At 65.0% G+C, this 17,397-nt stretch carries 11 protein-coding genes; 2 read left to right on the forward strand and 9 right to left on the reverse strand.

Translation table 11 applies throughout. The features are described 5' to 3' along the window. Window positions 1–48: 48 nt before the first annotated feature. From NKH51_RS16445 to NKH51_RS16485, 9 genes are all read right to left on the reverse strand, one after another. Window positions 49–4,629 carry a PAS domain S-box protein gene (locus tag NKH51_RS16445; protein ID WP_254762750.1) on the reverse strand — a complete coding sequence of 1,527 codons (4,581 nt, stop codon included), beginning with the start codon at window positions 4,627–4,629 and terminating at the stop codon, window positions 49–51. Window positions 4,630–4,726: 97 nt separating this feature from the next. Then, window positions 4,727–5,245: a peptidylprolyl isomerase gene (locus NKH51_RS16450; RefSeq protein WP_254762751.1), complete on the reverse strand. Its 519-nt coding sequence runs from the start codon at window positions 5,243–5,245 to the stop codon at window positions 4,727–4,729. Window positions 5,246–6,400: 1,155 nt separating this feature from the next. Beyond that, the gene (locus NKH51_RS16455; RefSeq protein ID WP_254762752.1) at window positions 6,401–7,099 is read right to left on the reverse strand and encodes an ABC transporter ATP-binding protein; all 699 of its coding nucleotides are present in this window, start codon (window positions 7,097–7,099) and stop codon (window positions 6,401–6,403) included. Beyond that, window positions 7,096–7,848, reverse strand: a complete 753-nt coding sequence (locus tag NKH51_RS16460) for an ABC transporter ATP-binding protein (protein ID WP_254762753.1) — start codon at window positions 7,846–7,848, stop codon at window positions 7,096–7,098. Before NKH51_RS16460 ends, NKH51_RS16455 begins: the two co-directional genes overlap by 4 nt. Continuing rightward, window positions 7,841–8,815 (reverse strand): branched-chain amino acid ABC transporter permease, encoded by a 975-nt coding sequence (locus NKH51_RS16465; protein ID WP_254762754.1) that lies wholly within the window; start codon window positions 8,813–8,815, stop codon window positions 7,841–7,843. Before NKH51_RS16465 ends, NKH51_RS16460 begins: the two co-directional genes overlap by 8 nt. Next, window positions 8,812–9,675, reverse strand: a complete 864-nt coding sequence (locus NKH51_RS16470) for a branched-chain amino acid ABC transporter permease (protein WP_254762755.1) — start codon at window positions 9,673–9,675, stop codon at window positions 8,812–8,814. Before NKH51_RS16470 ends, NKH51_RS16465 begins: the two co-directional genes overlap by 4 nt. A gap of 16 nt (window positions 9,676–9,691) precedes the next feature. Further along, a complete protein-coding gene (locus NKH51_RS16475; RefSeq protein ID WP_254762756.1) occupies window positions 9,692–10,960 on the reverse strand; it encodes an ABC transporter substrate-binding protein in 1,269 nt (422 codons plus the stop codon). 517 nt (window positions 10,961–11,477) lie between these two features. Beyond that, the gene (locus tag NKH51_RS16480) at window positions 11,478–12,251 is read right to left on the reverse strand and encodes an enoyl-CoA hydratase/isomerase family protein (RefSeq protein WP_254762757.1); all 774 of its coding nucleotides are present in this window, start codon (window positions 12,249–12,251) and stop codon (window positions 11,478–11,480) included. Further along, window positions 12,248–13,912, reverse strand: a complete 1,665-nt coding sequence (locus NKH51_RS16485; protein WP_254762758.1) for an AMP-binding protein — start codon at window positions 13,910–13,912, stop codon at window positions 12,248–12,250. The genes NKH51_RS16480 and NKH51_RS16485 overlap by 4 nt, the downstream gene beginning before the upstream one ends. A gap of 238 nt (window positions 13,913–14,150) precedes the next feature. On the opposite strand from NKH51_RS16485, the gene NKH51_RS16490 reads away from it, so the two are divergent. Together NKH51_RS16490 and NKH51_RS16495 are read left to right on the forward strand one after the other, a co-directional pair. After that, window positions 14,151–15,827 (forward strand): AMP-binding protein, encoded by a 1,677-nt coding sequence (locus tag NKH51_RS16490; RefSeq protein ID WP_254762759.1) that lies wholly within the window; start codon window positions 14,151–14,153, stop codon window positions 15,825–15,827. Next, complete coding sequence (locus tag NKH51_RS16495) at window positions 15,824–17,395, forward strand: acyl-CoA carboxylase subunit beta (RefSeq protein WP_254762760.1); 1,572 nt, start codon at window positions 15,824–15,826, stop codon at window positions 17,393–17,395. The genes NKH51_RS16490 and NKH51_RS16495 overlap by 4 nt, the downstream gene beginning before the upstream one ends. The last annotated feature ends 2 nt before the right edge of the window (window positions 17,396–17,397 follow it).

The following is a 17,397-nucleotide window of genomic DNA, read 5'->3' on the forward strand; positions in this document are numbered from 1 at the left end:
GGGTCGGGTCGCAGGGGTGGCGTCGCGCTCGTGGTTCCCGGACGCCGGTCACTCCTCCCCGTCACCCGGGACGGCGAGGGTAAACGAAAACGTCGACCCCTCGCCGGGCTCGGAGTCGACCCAGATCTCGCCGCCGTGGCGCTCGACGATGCGTTCACAGAGCGCGAGCCCGATGCCCATCCCGTCGTACTCCTCGCGGCTGTGGAGCCGATCGAAGATCGTGAACACCCGGTCCTGATCGTCCTGCGCGATGCCGATCCCCTCGTCGTCGACCGAGATCACGTACTCGCCGTCGCGGCGGTCGGCGCTGACGTGGATCCGCGGGGGCTCGTCGGCGCTGTAGGTGACCGCGTTGCCCAGCAGGTTCTGGAACACCTGTCGAAGCTGATTGGCGTCGCCCTCGACGCGCGGGAGGTCAGCGACCACGATCTCGGCGTCGGTCTCCTCGATCTGGAGCTGGAGATCCGCGAGCACGTCGTCGACGACCGCGTTCAGATCCGTCGGTTCGAACGGGTCGCCCCGCGTTTCGATCCGCGAATACTCGAGTAAGGCGTCGATCATCTGGCGCATCCGCTCGGCGCCGTCGACCGCGTACTCGAGGAACTCCTCGCCGTCCTCGTCGAAGGCGTCGCCGTATCGCTTCTCGAGCAACTGGAGGTAACTCGTCACCATCCGCAGGGGCTCTTGCAGGTCGTGTGAGGCGGCGTAGGCGAACTGCTCGAGTCGTTCGTTCGACTCCTCGAGCTTGCGTTGATACTCCCGGCGTTCAGTGACGTCCTGAACGACGATCATGCCGGCGAAGATCTCGTCGTCGGCGTTTCTGACCGGCAGCGTGTGGGCGTACAGGTGTCGGTCGTAGAGCTCGAGGTCGAAGGAGTTCGACTCGCCCTCGAGGGCGGCGTGGAAGTACGACTCGCACTCCTCGACCAATCGGTCGGGATAGATCTCGTAGACGGTGGTTCCGACGCGGTCGTCCGCGTCGACGCCGACCTCCTCGAGCAGCTGGCCGCCGACGGCCGTGTACGTCAGGTCGTCGTCGAACAGGGCCACCGACCCCTCGGGGAAGTTCTCGACGAGCGTTCGGTACCGGCGTTCGGACTCCTCGAGTTGGCGTTCACGGGCCTTCCGCTCGCTGATATTCCGAACGATGCCGACGCGGTACCAACCGCTATCGTCGTCGGGCAGCATCGAGAAAGTCGCCTCGGCGGGGACGCGCTCGCCGTCGGCCGTCTCGACTGCCGCCTCGATCGTCGGCCAGTCGATCTCTCCCTCGGCCGCGGCCGCCTCGAGCTCGCGTAGGCGCTCGATCACCGCATCGTCGACGACCACGGACGCGTCGGTACCGACGAGTTCGTCGGGTTCGTAGCCGAGCATCTCGGCGTACGTCTCGTTGACCATGGTAAACTGGCCGTCGCCGTCGACGACGTAGACGCCGTCGTTGACTTCCTCGACGATCGTCTCGTAGCGCTCGAGGTGGCGCTCGCGTTCGACGCGGTCGGTCACGTCGCGGCCGATGCCGGCCAACACCGCGTTCCCCTGGGGGTCCTCGAGCGCGGACGCGGCGAACTCGAAGGGGATAGCGGTTCCGTCTTTCGTCAGCAGGTCCAGTTCGATGGTGGCCGATCCCGTCTCGAAGGCCTCGCCGATCCGCTCGGTGACGGCCGCGCGATCGTCCTCGGCGAAGAAATCGAGCGGCTCCATCTCGGTGATTTCCGCGTCCGTATAGCCCGTCACCTCGCACAGGCTCTCGTTCCAGCGCTGGAGCCCGCCGTCTGCTCCGATGACGTAGAACACGTCGTCGATCGCGTCGAGGATGTCGTCGACGTACTCCTTGTACTCCTCGAGGCGACGCTCGCGCTCGCGGAGTTTCCGTTCGCGTTCTTTGCGTTCGGTGATCTCCTGGACCATGACCATGCCGGCGAAGATCTCGCCGTCGTCGTCCGTGACGGGGACCGTGTGCGCGAGCCACTCTCGGTCGTGAAACGACACCTCGAACGTCTCCGTCTCGCCGGCCAGTGCGGCTTCGAACTTCGGCTCGAATCGCTCAGCTAACTCCGGCGGGTAGCGGTCCCAGAGGGTTTCGCCGATGACTGCCTCCGGGCCGTCACTCAGCTCGTCGAAGGCCGAGCCGCCGGCGATCCGATAGCGCAGGTCCTCGTCGAACAGGCCCACCGCGCCGTTGGGGAAGTGTTCGACGAGCGTTCGGTATCGGCGCTCGCTCTCGGCGAGTTTGCGCTGGTACTCGCGGCGCTCGGTGATATCCGACAGGGTGACGACGGCGCGGCTCACGTCGCCGTACTCGTCTCTGACCGGCATGCCGTGCTCCATGATGATGCGCTGTTCGCCGTCGAACGCGCTGATCTCGTAGACGTTCGGCTCCGTCACCTCGGCTCCGCGGAGGACCTGGGACATCGTCCAGTCCTCCGGAGCGACCGGCTCGCCGGTCTCCGCCCACACCGCGGGATACTTGTCGTACTCCGCGACCGACTCGGCGTCGAACACGTCACCGCCCCAGATCTCCTTCGCCGTGTCGTTGGCTCTGACCAGCGACCCGTCCGCGTCGGCGACGACGACGCCGACCGGGAGGATCCCGACCAGCGTCTCCAACTGCTCCGTGGTCCGCCGGCGCTCGAGTTCGGCCTCCTTGCGCTCGGTGATGTCGGTCAGCGCGCCGGGGAAGGTCAGCGGTTCGCCGTCGTCGGCACACTCGACGCGACCGCGTGCGACGACCCAGCGGAGATCGCCGTCGGCGTTCCAGACGCGGTATTCGCACTCGTACTCGCCGCAGCGATCGACGGCGTCCTCGATCGCCGTGACGACCCGCTCGCGGTCGTCCTCGTGGATGGCGTCGATGAAGCGATCGAGCGAGACGCCTCGATGGGCCGCTTCGGGGTCGACGCCGAACGTCCGGGCGAACGACGGGCCAACGACTATCTCGTCGGTCCGAATGTCCCACTCCCATGTCCCGACTGCGCCGGCTTCCGTCGCCGCCTCGAGCTGAGACTTGGCGTCCCGGAAGTACCGTTCGCGTTCCTTCTGCTCGGTGATGTCCTGGGCCATCGTCATCCCGGCGAAGACATCGCCGCGCTCGTCGGTGATCGGCACCGCGTGGAGGAGCCATTCGCGGCCGGCGTACTCGAGTTCGACCGAGCGTTCGTCGCCCGCGAGCGCGGCCTCGAACGCCGGCCGGAGTTCGGCGGCGGTCTCGGCGGGCCAGACGTCGTCGAAAGCTTTCCCCTCGAGATCGCGGGGCTCGACGGGGAGCCGGTCGAACCCCTGGCCCGCGGCCAGCGTGTACTGGAAGTCGTGATCGAACAGCGTGACGAGCCCGTTCGGGACGTGCTCGGCGATGGTCCGGTAGCGCTGTTCGGACTCCTCGAGTTCGCGTTCGCGTTGCTTGCGCTCGGTGACGTCCTGGACGACGCCGACCGCACGAGTCGGTTCCCCCTCGCCGTCGAAGTGAAACTCCCCTCGAGCCGATATCACGCGCTGTACGCCGTCGGTTCGGAGTATCCGGCACTCGAAGTCCCACTCACCAGTTTCGAACGCCTCCTCGAAGCGCCGTTTCACCTCCTCGCGGTCGTCGGCGTGGACGTGGCCGATGAACGTCTCGAAGCCCCACTCGTCGAGCGGATCGTCGTAGCCGAAGATGCGGTCGTGCTGTGGGGAACGAACGGACGAGTCTCTGGTCTGGAGGTCGAGCTCCCACGTTCCCATCTCTCCCGCCTCCAGAGCGAGTCGCAACCGCTTTTCGCTCTCCCGCAATTCGCGCTCGCGTTCCTTGCGCTCGGTGACGTTCCGGAAGTACACGGAGAGCCCGGTCTCGGACGGATAGGCCCGAACCTCGAACCACGCCTCGAGGGGCTCGGGATAGTACTCCTCGAACGAGACGGTCTCTCCGTCCGCTATCGCCTGCTCGCACTTCGGTTTGAACTTCCGCCCGAGCGTTGCGGGAAACTCCTCCCAGATGCGGGCCCCGACCAGTCGCCGTCCGTCGGGGTTGATCAGCTCCTGTGCCCGCTCGTTGAGGTAGGTGAACCGCCACTCCTCGTCGAGCGCGACGAAGGCATCCGTGATCCGGCCGTACACCTCCTCGGGGTCGCCCCGTGCCCCGTTTTGTTCGATGGCCGACTCGAGGATTTCGGCGACGCGGGCAACGAACGCGGCGTCGCGCTCGGAAACCCCTTCTCGCTCGCTCGCGTACGCGCCCAGAACACCCCACGGGTCGTCTTCCGAGCCGATGCGGACGCTCACGCCGCTTGTGATGCCGTGGTCGGCGACTATTTCGGCGGCACCCCCGTCGTCGAGCAGGTCGTCGACCACGGCCGGTTCCGACGTGCGGAGTGCACACCCCGGTTGGGAGCGCGCATCCATCGGCACGGTCGCTACCCCGATCGACCCCTCGCTCCAGCCGACACCCGCACGCAGCACGCTCTCGGCTCCGCCCGGCAACAACTCGAAGACGGCGGCGTACTCGGTTCCCAGCGTCTCCGCGACGGCGGCCGTCGCATCTCGGTACAGTTCCTCGAGATCGTCCGTCTCCAGCGCCTGCTGGCTGAGATCCGCGACCACCTGCTGCTGGCGGAGCCACGCACCGTGTGTCGGATCTCTGGGTGAAGACGGTCCCATTCTACCCGTACACAGAAGCGCTGGCAGTAAAATATCTCGGTCGATAGCGATTCGCTACGGAACGGCGGTGGACCCGTCGGTCGCAATCGACGCGCAGTTACTCGTAGTCGACGGAGACCGACTCGAGGACGACCTCTTCCCGCGGCTGGTCGTTCGGGCCGGTGTCGACGCTGCCGATCTCGCGAACGACGTCCATCCCGTCGATGACCTTGCCGAAGACGGAGTGGCGGTCGTCGAGGTGGGGCTGGGGATCGAGCGTGATGAAGAACTGCGAGCCGTTCGTGTCGGGGCCGGAGTTGGCCATGCTCAGGATACCCTCGTCGTCGTGGCGAAGGTCTTCGTGGAACTCGTCGTCGAACTGATAGCCGGGGCCGCCGCGACCGGTCTCGGTCGGGTCGCCGCCCTGAATCATGAAGTCCTCGATGACGCGGTGGAAGGCCACGTCGTCGTACAGCGGTTCGCCCTCGATCTCTTCGCCCGTCTCGGGATCGGTCCAGGTCTTGCCACCGGTCGCGAGCCCGACGAAGTTGTCGACGGTTCGCGGCGCGCGTTCGTCGTAGAGTTCGACCTCGATATCGCCCTTGTTCGTGTGCAGGGTTGCAGTTACGTCTCCCATACGTCGGGGTCGACGGGCCGACTGAAAACGATAGTGGTCTCGAGCCGCGATCGCGTTTCAGCCGAGGACGAGGGACGGAACCGTACGGGTCGGCCGATCGCTGATCGAACCGCCCGTGTCATCGAGGGTGTCGCTCCTCCAGTGAGAACGGGAAACTGTGCAGAGTCGTCGACGACCTTCGGGTCCGCCTCGTCCAGAAACGATCAGCTCTATATGTAGTATGACAGGCTGGTACTTCGGGTCTCGACCCCATCGATCGGCGATGCGCGACCGGACGGTGGGCGACGGCACGGATCCGGATCGCCGTGCGGTCGATGACCTCGAAACCGGCGCAGCGAACACCGATATCGGTCGCACGTCCGCGTCGGTTCCGTATCGGATTCCCGCTATGTATCCGCCCTATCCGCCGGGATCTCCAATATGTGCTCGAAGCATCCTCGGGCCCCCTCGAAACGGGACGCGTCGACGACGCGGATCCGCTCCGCTGCGGTGTCGGGACCCCGAGCGCCGCGTTGTCGTCGCGACTGCCGGTTCGGGGCGATGTCCTCGGAACTCGAACACGAACGAAAATATATCATCTATTATGGGATCGATAAATGGTCGGATATCATATCATCTTTCGTCGGTACGGAAACCGGCGAGAAGGGGGCGCTGCTGCTCGAGCCGATGCGTCGGCGCCGGGAGTACCGCCGTGGGTACGGTGATCGACCGCACTACCGAACGGACACGTCACGGTCTCGAGAACGAGCGCCCCATCCCGAAAGGGTAGCGGAGGACGGTGCGTACGAGTGACTGTGATTCACCGACGCGGACAACGACACGGTGCGGAGCCCGTCCTCGCCATACGCCTTATCACCGGACGATCATATAACGGTGTCGACTGTTTGGACCCGTCTCGAGGGTACAGTGGACGAGCGATCGGCAGCGAGCTCGGGGCATTACCGGTCGAGTCCGGTAGACGGGCCAAACCGCTGTCCGCAGTGCGATCGCCGAATCGGCACGTCCCCGCGCCGTATCGAAGCGGGAGGGTCACTCGCGCCGTATCGAAGCGGGAGGGTCACTCGCGCCGTCGGAGAAATGGGTGGTATCGGTCGCGGACGAACGGTCACGCGCCGACGCGAACGGTATCCCATCGATCGGGCGCGTTCCGCGTCCTCAGTCGACGCCGAGGTACGCGTCCCTGATGTGTTGGTCGGCTCTGAGGTCCGCTGTCGCACCGGACCGGTGGATCCGTCCGTTCTCGAGCAGGTAGGCGTAGTCGGTGTGTTCGAAGACGAAGAACGCGTTCTGTTCGACGATGAAGAGCGTGAGGTCGTCGTACAGTTTATCTATCGCCTCCGAGAGATCGTCGACGATCACCGGAGCCAGACCCTGGGTCGGTTCGTCGACCATCAACAGGTCGGGATCGGCCATGAGGCCCCGACCGATGGCCAACATCTGCTGCTCGCCGCCCGACAGCGTGTTGGCGTCTTGGTCGCTTCGCTCCTCGAGCCGCGGGAAGACATCGAAGACGCGCTCGAGTTGCGTCTCGGTATCGTCGGCGGCGATCGCGCCCAGCTCGAGGTTCTCCCGGACGGTCATCGGACCGAAGAGGTTGCCGGCCTCCGAGACCTGGACCAGTCCCCTGTCGACGAGCTCGTTCGTCGAGAGCTCGCTCACCTCGGTCCCCCGGTAGGTGATCGACCCGTCGTACTCCTTGCGGCCGGAGATGGCCTTGAGCATCGTGGTCTTTCCGGCCCCGTTGGGGCCGATGAGTCCGGTCTGGGAGCCGGCCTCGAGCGAGAGGTCGATGTCGTTCAGCACCGCGGACTGGCCGTAACTGACCGAGAGATCGTCGATCTCGAGGAGGCTCACGCGTCGGTCACCTCCTCGCTACGCTCGCCGATGTAGGCCGACTGGACCTCCTCGTCGGTGACGATCTCCGACGGGGGCCCGTTGGCGATGATCTGTCCGTAGTTCAGCACGACGATTCGGTCGACGAACGACCGGAGCCAGCGGAGGTTGTGATCGACGATACAGATCGTGACGCCCTCGTCGTTGAGGGTCTCGATGATCTCGACGATCTCGTCGGCCTCGTCTTTCGTGAGGCCCGCGAACGGCTCGTCTAACAGCAGCAACGACGGTTCGCAGGCGATCGCTTTCGCCAGCTCGAGCTGCTGTTTCTCCTTGTGCGTCAGGTCCGCCGGCTGCTCGTCGGCGACGTGGGCGAGATTCGTCATCGCCAGCGTCTCGTCGACGAGATCGCTTCGCCGGCGGCTGGTCCTGAACTTCCTGAGGGAGTTCGGGACGACGGAGACGCGGACGTTGTCCCGGACCGTGACGTCGTCCATCAGCGTCGACTCCTGGTAGAACTGCGCGATGCCCCGCTCGGCGATCTCGTGGGTCGGTTCGTCCGTGATGTCCGCCCCGTCGAACGTGATCGTTCCGTCGCTGACCGGGAGAACGCCGAAGATCAGCTTGAACAGCGTCGATTTCCCGGCACCGTTCGGACCGATGAGTCCGAGGATCTCGCCGTCGTCGACGGAGAGGTCGACGCGGTCGATGGCGGTGAGCCCGCCGAAGGCCTTGGTCACGGACGAGAGCTCGAGGATCGGGTCAGTCATCTGTATCACCGTCGATGATCTCCTTGGTTCGTTCCCAGGCGAATCGGGTCAGCCCCTTCGGGAAGACCAGCACGACGACGAGCGCGAACGCGTAGAGGATGGCGAATCGGATATCGCCGAGGGGAGACAGTAGCTCCCTCGCGACGATGAAGAAGTACGCGCCGCCGATCGCGCCGTAGATCGTCCCGGTCCCGCCGATGACGGCGGCGATGATCAGGACGATCGAGACGTGGAGGTCGATCGTCGTCGAGGGAGCGACGATCCCCACGTAGAAGGCGTAGATGATCCCGCCGAGCGAGGAGAACAGCGCGGAGACGACGAACGCGCCGACTTTGAACTTCGTCGGGTTGATAGCGGCGCTCGCCACGGCGAGCTCGTTGGCCTTGATGCTGCGGAGTACGAGCCCGAAGTCGGAGGCCGCCAGCCAGTACAGCGCGAGGAACGTCACGATCATGAACACCACAGAGAGGTAGTAACTCTCCATGACCGACAGCAGGGGGAGCCCCTGCAGTCCGAGCCGCCCGCCGGTGTAGCCCGAGAAGATCGTCACGAACTTCAGGCCCAGCAGCGGCAACAGGATGGTGATGAGCGTGAAGTAGACGCCGCTGGTTCGCAACGACGGGTAGGCGACGACCAGGCCGGTGACGATCGACATGACGAACGCGGCGGGAATCGCTACGTAGACCGGCACCCCGAAGTTGACGGTGAGGATCCCGACGACGTAAGCGCCGGCACCGACGAAGAACGAGGGGCCGAAGTTCATGTAGCCGGTGTACCCGGAGAGGATGTCCCAGGCCATCGCGTAAATCGCGAAGATGTTCGCGATGATGACGATCGAGTGGATGTACCTGGTCGTTACGAACGGGAGCACGAACAGCGAAGCCGCGAGCACGATCGGGACGAGATACGCCGGTCGCTCTCGGAGCGAGGTGAGCCGACCGGAGACGAGCCCTTCTTCGACGCTCATTCCAACACCTCCCGGCCGAACAGGCCCTGCGGGCGGACGAGGATGATCGCGATCAGGATGGCGTACGCGAAGACGCCGCGCCAGGCCGGCGACCACATCGTCACGGTGAGCGTCTGTACGTAGCCGATCAGTAGCGCGGCGACGACCGTTCCCTTGATGCTACCGATACCGCCGACGATGACGATCGCGAACGCGATGAGCAGCGGGTCGAGCCACATCGTCGGGGACGCGCTGAAGAACAGCCCGAGGAAGATGCCGGCGACCCCGGCCATCGCCCCCGAGATGAGCCACGTGAGGTAGTTGACTCGGTCGACGTTGACGCCGACGAGGGTGGCACCGACCTCGTCGAGCGACATGGCGATGATCGACTGTCCGGTCGTCGTGTAGTTGACGAACGCCACGAACAGTCCGATGATGACGGTCGCCGACAGCAGCGCGCCGATCTCGGAGTAGGACACGGCGATACCGCCGACATCGACGACGCCTTCGACCGGATTCGCCAGGAGCTGGTCGGGGCTCCCGTAGTGATAGGTGAACAGTTCCTGCAGGATGAACACGATGAGGAACGTCGCCATGAACGTCTGCTCCTCGTTGTGTTCGATGTACCGAACGAGCACGAGGTACAACACCAGCGAGGCGACGGCCGCCGCCGCGACGCCGACGAACGCCGCGACGAAGGCGTTGACCCCGTACTGGCTCACCAGCGTGAAGTAGGTGTAGGCGCTGATCAGGAAGAACCCGCCGTACGTGAGGTTCACGACCCCTCGAAGGCTCAAGATGAGCGTGAATCCCAGCGAGACGAGCGCGTACAGGGCGCTCATGATGAGCCCCGAGATGAGTATCGAGCCGACGTTTACCATGGTCCCTCCGTGATCGCTACTGGCTGACCCATGGAGGGACCTCGTACTCGCCCTGTTCGATGGTCGGAACGCCGCTCGTGTCGGCATCGATGTCGTGGGCGGGCCAGATGGAGTAGGGGTAACCGCCTCCGGTCACGGGATCCGTCTGATCGAGGCCCTGCCACTGAACTTTGCGCATGTAGAAGTGATCCTTGTCCATCATGAGGTTGTGCGTGTGGTCCTCGTCTTTCCCGTGGAACTCGATGAGGCCGTTGAGCCCCTGATGGCTCGTCTCCTCGAGCTGGGCGACGAGTTCGTCCGGGTCCAGCGTCTCGGCGGAGCCGATGGCGTTCGCGAGGATGCGGATGCCGTCGTAGGTCTGGGGGTTCGGGAACACGACGTCGTCGTCGGGCTGGCGTTCGATGAACCGCCGGTAGAACTCGGGCGATTTCGCCGACATCCCGGCCTGGAGCTGTGAGGCCGCGTAGTTCGACGTTCCGTTCGTCTGTTTCCAGTAGTTGAAACTCCCTGCCGTGGCGATGAACCCGTCGAGGAGATAGTCGAACTGGTTCTGTTTCCACGGCTGGAAGAAGTTCGTTCCGCTGAGATGTGAGAAGATCGTGTACAGGGCGTCTACGTCCGAGTCCGCGGCGCTTTGTAGAAGCGGACTGAAGTCGTTCGTGTCCGTCGCGGGCCGTTCGTCGTACGCGAGCGTCACGTCGGTCTCGTTCTCGAAGAAATCTCGGAGGCCGGCCCCGTAGGGTTCGGTCCAGAGCGCGTCCTCGACGAGGAGGCCGACTCGATTGACGTCGAACTGCTCGAGCATGTACTCCTGAATGTAGTCTTTCGACCACTCCACCATCTGGTTCGTGTGAACCTGCGACCGGAAGTAGTACTTGTACTTCTCGTAGTTCTCGTCGACTTTCTTGGTCGCCTGCGGCGTCCCCATCGCCGTGGCCATCGTCACCATGTTGTCCCGAGCGATCCGCTCGAGGAGCGTCATCCCGACTTCGCTGATCCAGATCCCCGAGAGGACGTCGATGTTATCGTTGTCACGGAGTTTCTGATAGGCGGTCAGTCCCTTCTGGGGATCGGCCTTCGTGTCGCCGACGAATAGTTTCGCATCCTTGCCGGCGATGCCGCCGTTGTCGTTGATGTCTTCGACTGCCGCCTCGGCACATCGAACCATACCCTTGCCGAGGGTGGACTGAGTCGCGGTGACGAGACCGATTCGGACTTCGTCCCGATTCTGCAAACCGCTCGAGTCCCCGCTGTTCATCAGCGTACAGCCGGCGGTTGCGGCCATACTGCCGGCCCCTAACGTCTTGAGAAACGTCCTTCGGCGAGGTACATTCGATTCGTCTGACTTGTCCTCGAGTCCGACTGTAGTTTGGTCTGTGGTATCGACCATCACGGCCCCCGTTCATCACTCTCTCTAATATATCTAGGGGAAAACGCTTACAAATACGACTGCGATCGGACGTTTTCGGCTCCCGTTCGATAGCCAGTAGCTTGTTCGACCAATTTTCCAGGCGGGCGAGCGCTTATGTATGCGTTCCTGAATTCGGACGTTACGGCAGTCGGACGGCATCCAGTGATCGCTGATTTCGTCAGAGCGGTGATTTGGCCGGTCACCGGTCGGACGTCGTCAACGCTCCCTCGTGACGGACCGGCTTCCTTCCTGTCGAGGCAAGTATCGATGGAGACCGCCACGACGTCGAGCCGTCACAGCCGTCGAGACGCGAACGCGTCCGTGAAACGCATTTCGTCCGCGGCCGCCCCCTTCGTCGAAACCGCAACGATGCGTGACGGTGTGACCGGAATTAGCCGATCGTGTCGGTGAACTCCGGCTCGCGGTTCTCGAGAAACGCTTCCATTCCCTCGACCTGATCGTCGGTACCGAAGCACAGCGAGAGACCGAACGCCTCCATCGTCTCGATTCCGAGCGGACCGGCGTCCTCCGCGGCGCGAATCGCGCGCTTCCCGACGGCGAGCGCGACCTGCGGTTTGGCGGCGAGCTTTTCAGCTAGCTGGGTTACGGTGGCGTCGACCTTGCTATCGGAGACGACGCGGTTGACCAGTCCGAGTTCGCGCGCCCGATCGGCCGAGAACGGTTCGCCGAGCATGACGATTTCGTTGACGACCTTCCGCGGGAGATCCTGCACCAGCTCGGCACCGCCGACGATTCCCACGTTGATCTCCTGCTGGCCGAACGACGTCGATTCACCGGCGACGGCGAGGTCGGTCGCACCGACCAGGATGTTCCCGCCACCGTAGGCCGGCCCGTCGACCGCGGCGACGACCGGAACGTCGACCGCCCTGATCGTGTTCATCGTCTCGTTGAACGAGTCCAGGTAGCCGATGTACGACGCCGGATCGTACGACTTCATCTCGTCGAGGTCCGACCCCGCCACGAAGACGTTTCCGTTCGCCGCGAGGATCACGGCGTGGACGGCGTCGTCGGAATCGGCCGCCTCCAGCGCTTCGGTGAGCTCCTCTAGCGTCGACGTATCCAGTGCGTTGCCGGCGTCCGGGCGGTCGAGCGTGATCGTTCGCACGTTGCCGTCGGTTTCGGTGACGATGGTCTCGAAACTCATCCGTCGACCCTCTCTTCGATCGATTGCCGATCTAGCTTCCCGACGTCCGTCGTCGGTAACTCGTCCACGATGACCACGTCGCAGGGCCGCTTGTAGGACGCCATGTTCTCTTTGCTCCACTCGATAACGTCGTCGGCCGTCAGTGACTCGTCGGCGAGCGTGATCGTCGCGACGACCTCCTCCCCTTTGCTCTCGTGGTCGCGGCCGACGACGACCGCGTTGTCGATACCGTCGTGCTCTTTGAGGATCGTCTCGACCTCCGCGGGCGAGATCGAGTAGCCGCTGTACTTGATCATGTTCTTGCGCCGACCGAGGAAGTAGAGGTACCCCTCCTCGGTCATCTTGCCGATGTCGCCGGTGAGCACGTATCCGTCGTGCATCGTCTGTTCGGTCTTCTCGGGCTTGTTGTGATACCCCTTCATCACGGACGGCGACTCGACGCTGATCTCGCCGAGTTCACCGCGGGGGACCTCCTCGTGGGTGTCCCAGTCGCGGACGACGATGTCCACGTTGTAGGCGGGGCGGCCCATGAAGTCCTCCTCGACGACGCCGAGTCCTCGAGTGAAGGTGTCCATCGTGTGGGTCTCGCTGAGACCGTACGCGGCCTCGTACATCTCGCAGCCGGTGACCGACTTCCAGCGCTCGCAGAGTTCGTCGGTGAGCGACTGCCCGAAGCTCGTGGCCGGAATCTCCTCGAAGGAGGTCAGGTCGTACTCGTCGCGGTCCGGGTGGTTCAACACCCCCCTGACCATCGGCGTGGTCAGCCAGGCCGTCGTCGGTCGATGGGCGCCGGCCGCGTGCATGAGCGGCTCGGTCTCGAACCGGGTCAGCAGGACGACGGTGCCGCCGTCCACGACGGGCGCGTCGACGGCGTTGAGCTTCCCGGCGACGTGAAACACCGGCATTACCGCCAGATGGCTCGTCTCCGCGTCGAACCCGTAGATCGTCGCCGTCGCCGCGGCCTTGTGGAGGACGGTCCAGTACGTGTGTTCACACCCCTTCGGCATCCCCGTCGTCCCGGACGTGTACTGCAAGAGGATCACGTCGTCCATGTGGTGGTCGACCGACGGCGGCTCCGGGTCCGTTTCCTCGAGGGCGTCCGTGAAGTAGACCGCGTCGCCGCCCGTGTCGAGCCGATCGGCCGCGATCGCCGCCGCCATGTCCTCGTGGATCGCCGGAACCGGATCGTCCGGCAGATATTCGTCGAACCGCGCGTAGACGACGTCCGTGATGTCGGTCTCGTCCGCGACCGCCGCGATGGTGTCCGCGAAGGTGTCGTGGGCCAGGACGACCTCCACGTCACCGTCGTCGAGCTGGTACTCGAGGCGATGCTCCTTCGACATCGGACTGCACGGGCTCACGGCCATTCCGAGCCGATGGGCGGCGTGATACCCGATGAAGTACTGCGGGCAGTTCTGGAGATACAGCAGTAGCGTATCCCCCTTCTCGTAGCCGAGCTCGTGGAGGTACGTCGCGAACCGGTCGACGCTCTCGTCGAGTTCGCCGTACGTGATCTCCCGCCCGTAGTAGTTGATCGCGACGCGGTCCGGCGTCTCGGCCGCCTGGTCCCGGAGGTACTCGTGCAGCGGTTGCTCGCCCCGCGGGAACTCGGGCTCGGGGGGAATCTCTGCTGGATAGTCGTCCGCCTCTGTCGTAACCATGCGTACAGGTACCAACCTGCATCGGGGTGACAGATAAAAATTCGGGTCAGTCGTCGGTTCCGCAACTAGCGTCGACGGCGACGGTCCCGTCGTCGCTCGGGGACATCGCTCGACCGTTCGCTCTCGGACACGGTCTCGGTTCGCCGTCTCCACCGAACCGCACGGTACCCGACGGGGGCTCGAGACCATTGTTAACACACCCAAATACTTATCAATCGTAGTTATCGATTAGGGAGGTATGGGAACTCCGGAATCGTTGGACGCCAGACCCATCGAGGAGATAACGATAGACAGTATGCTCCGAACGCGCGCCGATCGGATCCCGTCGGAGACGGCGCTGATCTACGGGCCGGACGATCGCCGCGTCACGTACGCGGCGTTGAACGAGACCGCCAATCGCATCGCCAACGGGCTCCGTGAGCGCGGCGTCGAACGGGGATCGAACGTCTCCCTGATGGCCGCTCACCCGCTCGAGACGCTGTTAGGCATGTTCGGCATCAACAAGGCCGGCGGCGTCTACTCGCCGATCAACTTCGAATACGAGGGCGAGGCGCTTTCCTATCAGCTCAACGATACCGATCCCGAGGTGCTCGTCATCGAGGACCGGTACGTCGACCGCGTCGAGGCCGTTCGCGACGACCTCGAGGTCGGATTCGAGGTGGTAGTGATGGACACGGGTGCGGAGACGCCGCAGACGTCGTTCGAGACGACGCCCTTCGCCGAACTCCGAGAAGGGTCCGCCGACGAGCCCGACGTCGATGTCTCCTGGAACGACACCGCGAGTATCGTCTACACGTCCGGGACGACGGGGATGCCGAAAGGGGTCGTCCTGCCCCACCGGTGGATCTTCGCGAACTACATCGCACCGAAGCGCGCCGTCCTGAACGCCGACGACGTCGTCCACACGTCGCTGCCGCTGTACCACATCGGCGGCGTCTACGCGGACGTCGTCGCCGGACTGGTCGCCGGGGGCACCGTCGCGCTCTGGGACCAGTTCTCCCCGCAGGCGTTCTGGGATCGCATCGCGGAGTACGAGGCCACGTCGGCGACGCTCATCTCGGTGATGATGCCGTGGCTGACGAACGCCCCGGAGACCAATTCCGACCGCGAGAACACGCTCAGCAAAGTCCACATGCAACCGCTGCCGGAGGAGTACGAGACGATCGCCGAGCGGTTCGGGTTCGACATCGTGACGGTCGCGTTCGCCCAGACGGAGACCGGCTCCCCCATCGTCGGCGTCGTCCGAACGGACGAGCTCGGCGGGACCCCGGACTCGTATCGGCGCGGTCTCGGTCCCGAGGCGGTCGCCGAGCGCGCCCGCGAACTGAACCTCCCGGTCGTCGACGGCGTCGACGAGGAGCGATACATGGGTCGCGTCCGCGACGACATCGTCGAGGTCGCGGTCCTCGACGATCGCGACCGCGAGCTCCCGCCCGGCGAGGTCGGCGAACTCTGCATCAGACCGAAGCGACCGGGACTGCTCCTCGAGCGGTACCACGCGAAACCGGAACGGACGCTCGAGGCGACTCGCAACCTCTGGTTCCACACCGGTGACGCCGCCTACCGGGACGAGAGCGGGAACTTCTACTTCGTCGACCGGCTCGGTGACGTCATCCGCCGCCGCGGCGAGAACATCTCCTCGATGCAGATTCAGGACGCCGTCTCGAGCCACGCCGCCGTCGAAGCGGCGGCCGCGTTCCCGATCCCGGCGCCGGAGGGCGGGGAGGATCAGGTCGGACTCGCGGTCGAACCGCGAGCCGGAGACGAACTGGACGAGGAGGCGATCGCGTCCCATCTCACCGGCCGCATCCCCGAGTTCATGCGGCCGGACGAGACGTTCGTGGTCGACGAGATCCCCACGACGGAGACGAACAAGATGCGGAAGGTCGAACTCAGGGAGCGACTCCTCGAATGACGGACGACGATCCGTTCGAGTACGTCGCCGAGGCGAAACGGTCGCTTTCGGACGAGGCCCGCGAAGACGCCGTCGAGTCCCAGCACGGGTTAGGCAAGCTGACCGCCCGGGAGCGAATCGACTACCTCCTCGACGACGGCACGTTCGACGAGATCGGACGCCTCGCGGCACCGATGCCGACTACGCCGGAGACCGTCGACTGGGAACGCGACGACGCTCCCGCCGACGGCGTCGTGACCGGGTTCGGAGAGATCGATGGGCGGCCGGTCGCGCTGTTCGCGACCGACTTCACCGTGAAGGGCGGCTCGATCGGTCACGCCGGCGGGCGGAAGATGAAACGCGTCGCCGAACGGGCGTTGGACCGCGGACTCCCCCTGATCATGCTCCACGACGGCGGCGGACACCGCATTCAGGAGGGGCTCGATGCGGCACCGTTCGCCCGCGGCGACAACGGGTTCTCGAAACTGCAGACGACGCTGTCCGGATGGGTGCCCGTCGTCTCGGCGATGATGGGGCCGGCCTTCGCGGCGCCGACGAACTTCGCGGCGCTCTCGGACTTCGTCCCGATCGTCGACGGAACGGGAACGATGGGCGTCGCCGGCCCGTCGCTCGTGAAAGCGGCGCTCGGCGTCGACGGCGACAAGGACGACCTCGGAAGCGCGCGGTTCCAGACGACCGAGACGGGAATGGCGGACCTCGCCTGCGAGGACGACAGAGCGTGTCTCGACGCGATCCGGACGTTCCTCTCCTATCTCCCGCGGAACGCTCGGCGCGAGCCGCCGACCGCCGATCCGAAACCGCCGACCGACGAGGCGCTCGAGCGGTTGCGGGAGGTCATCCCCGCGAACACGCGGAAGGGGTACGACATCTACGCGATCGTCGACGGGATCGTCGATCGTGACTCGACGTTCGAACTCAAACCCACCCACGCGCGGAACATCGTGACGGCGTTCGCCCGCCTCGACGGTGATCCGATCGGCGTCATCGCGAACAACCCGCGGATCAAGGCGGGCACGATCGACACCGCGGCCTCGGAGAAGGCGGCCCACTTCGCAGCGATCTGCGACGCCTATGAGCTCCCGATCGTTACCCTGACTGACGTTCCCGGAATTCTGCCGGGACCGGACTCGGAACGGGAGGGGATCGCTCGCCACTCGGCGAAGCTCCCCTTCGAACTGGCGCGAGCGACCGTCCCCATCGCGAACGTCGTCCTCCGACGCGGCTACGGGTTCGGATACGTGGCGATGGGCGGCGGGCGTTCGCTCGACTCCGAGTTGACGGTGCTCTGGCCGACCGCCGAGATCGCCGCCATGGGGATCGAAGGTGCCGTCGACATCGCCTACGAGCGGGAAATCGAGGCCGCGTCCGATTCCGACGCCCGCCGACGGGAACTGATCGACAAGTTCGAGGACCGAACCGACGCCGTCCGCGCGGCGGCTCGAGTCGGCACCGACGGCGTCGTCCAGCCGGAACAGACGCGCGAGCGAATTCGGCGCGCGTTCGATCGGGCGAGCGACGCGTCCGACTCGGACTGGCCGCCGAAAAAACGCCCGATCACGCCCATCTGAGC

The organism is Natrinema marinum, assembly GCF_024296685.1.
Taxonomy (GTDB): Archaea; Halobacteriota; Halobacteria; order Halobacteriales; family Natrialbaceae; genus Natrinema; species Natrinema marinum.

What these genes read in the sequence shown, in the direction of transcription:
- NKH51_RS16480 (WP_254762757.1), bottom strand. Translation starts at nt 12,251, where the DNA reads ATGAGTTTCGAGACCATCGTCACCGAAACCGACGGCAACGTGCGAACG.
- NKH51_RS16490 (WP_254762759.1), top strand. Translation starts at nt 14,151, where the DNA reads ATGGGAACTCCGGAATCGTTGGACGCCAGACCCATCGAGGAGATAACG.
- NKH51_RS16475 (WP_254762756.1), bottom strand. Translation starts at nt 10,960, where the DNA reads ATGGCCGCAACCGCCGGCTGTACGCTGATGAACAGCGGGGACTCGAGC.
- NKH51_RS16485 (WP_254762758.1), bottom strand. Translation starts at nt 13,912, where the DNA reads ATGGTTACGACAGAGGCGGACGACTATCCAGCAGAGATTCCCCCCGAG.
- NKH51_RS16460 (WP_254762753.1), bottom strand. Translation starts at nt 7,848, where the DNA reads ATGACTGACCCGATCCTCGAGCTCTCGTCCGTGACCAAGGCCTTCGGC.
- NKH51_RS16495 (WP_254762760.1), top strand. Translation starts at nt 15,824, where the DNA reads ATGACGGACGACGATCCGTTCGAGTACGTCGCCGAGGCGAAACGGTCG.
- NKH51_RS16450 (WP_254762751.1), bottom strand. Translation starts at nt 5,245, where the DNA reads ATGGGAGACGTAACTGCAACCCTGCACACGAACAAGGGCGATATCGAG.
- NKH51_RS16465 (WP_254762754.1), bottom strand. Translation starts at nt 8,815, where the DNA reads ATGAGCGTCGAAGAAGGGCTCGTCTCCGGTCGGCTCACCTCGCTCCGA.
- NKH51_RS16445 (WP_254762750.1), bottom strand. Translation starts at nt 4,629, where the DNA reads ATGGGACCGTCTTCACCCAGAGATCCGACACACGGTGCGTGGCTCCGC.
- NKH51_RS16470 (WP_254762755.1), bottom strand. Translation starts at nt 9,675, where the DNA reads ATGGTAAACGTCGGCTCGATACTCATCTCGGGGCTCATCATGAGCGCC.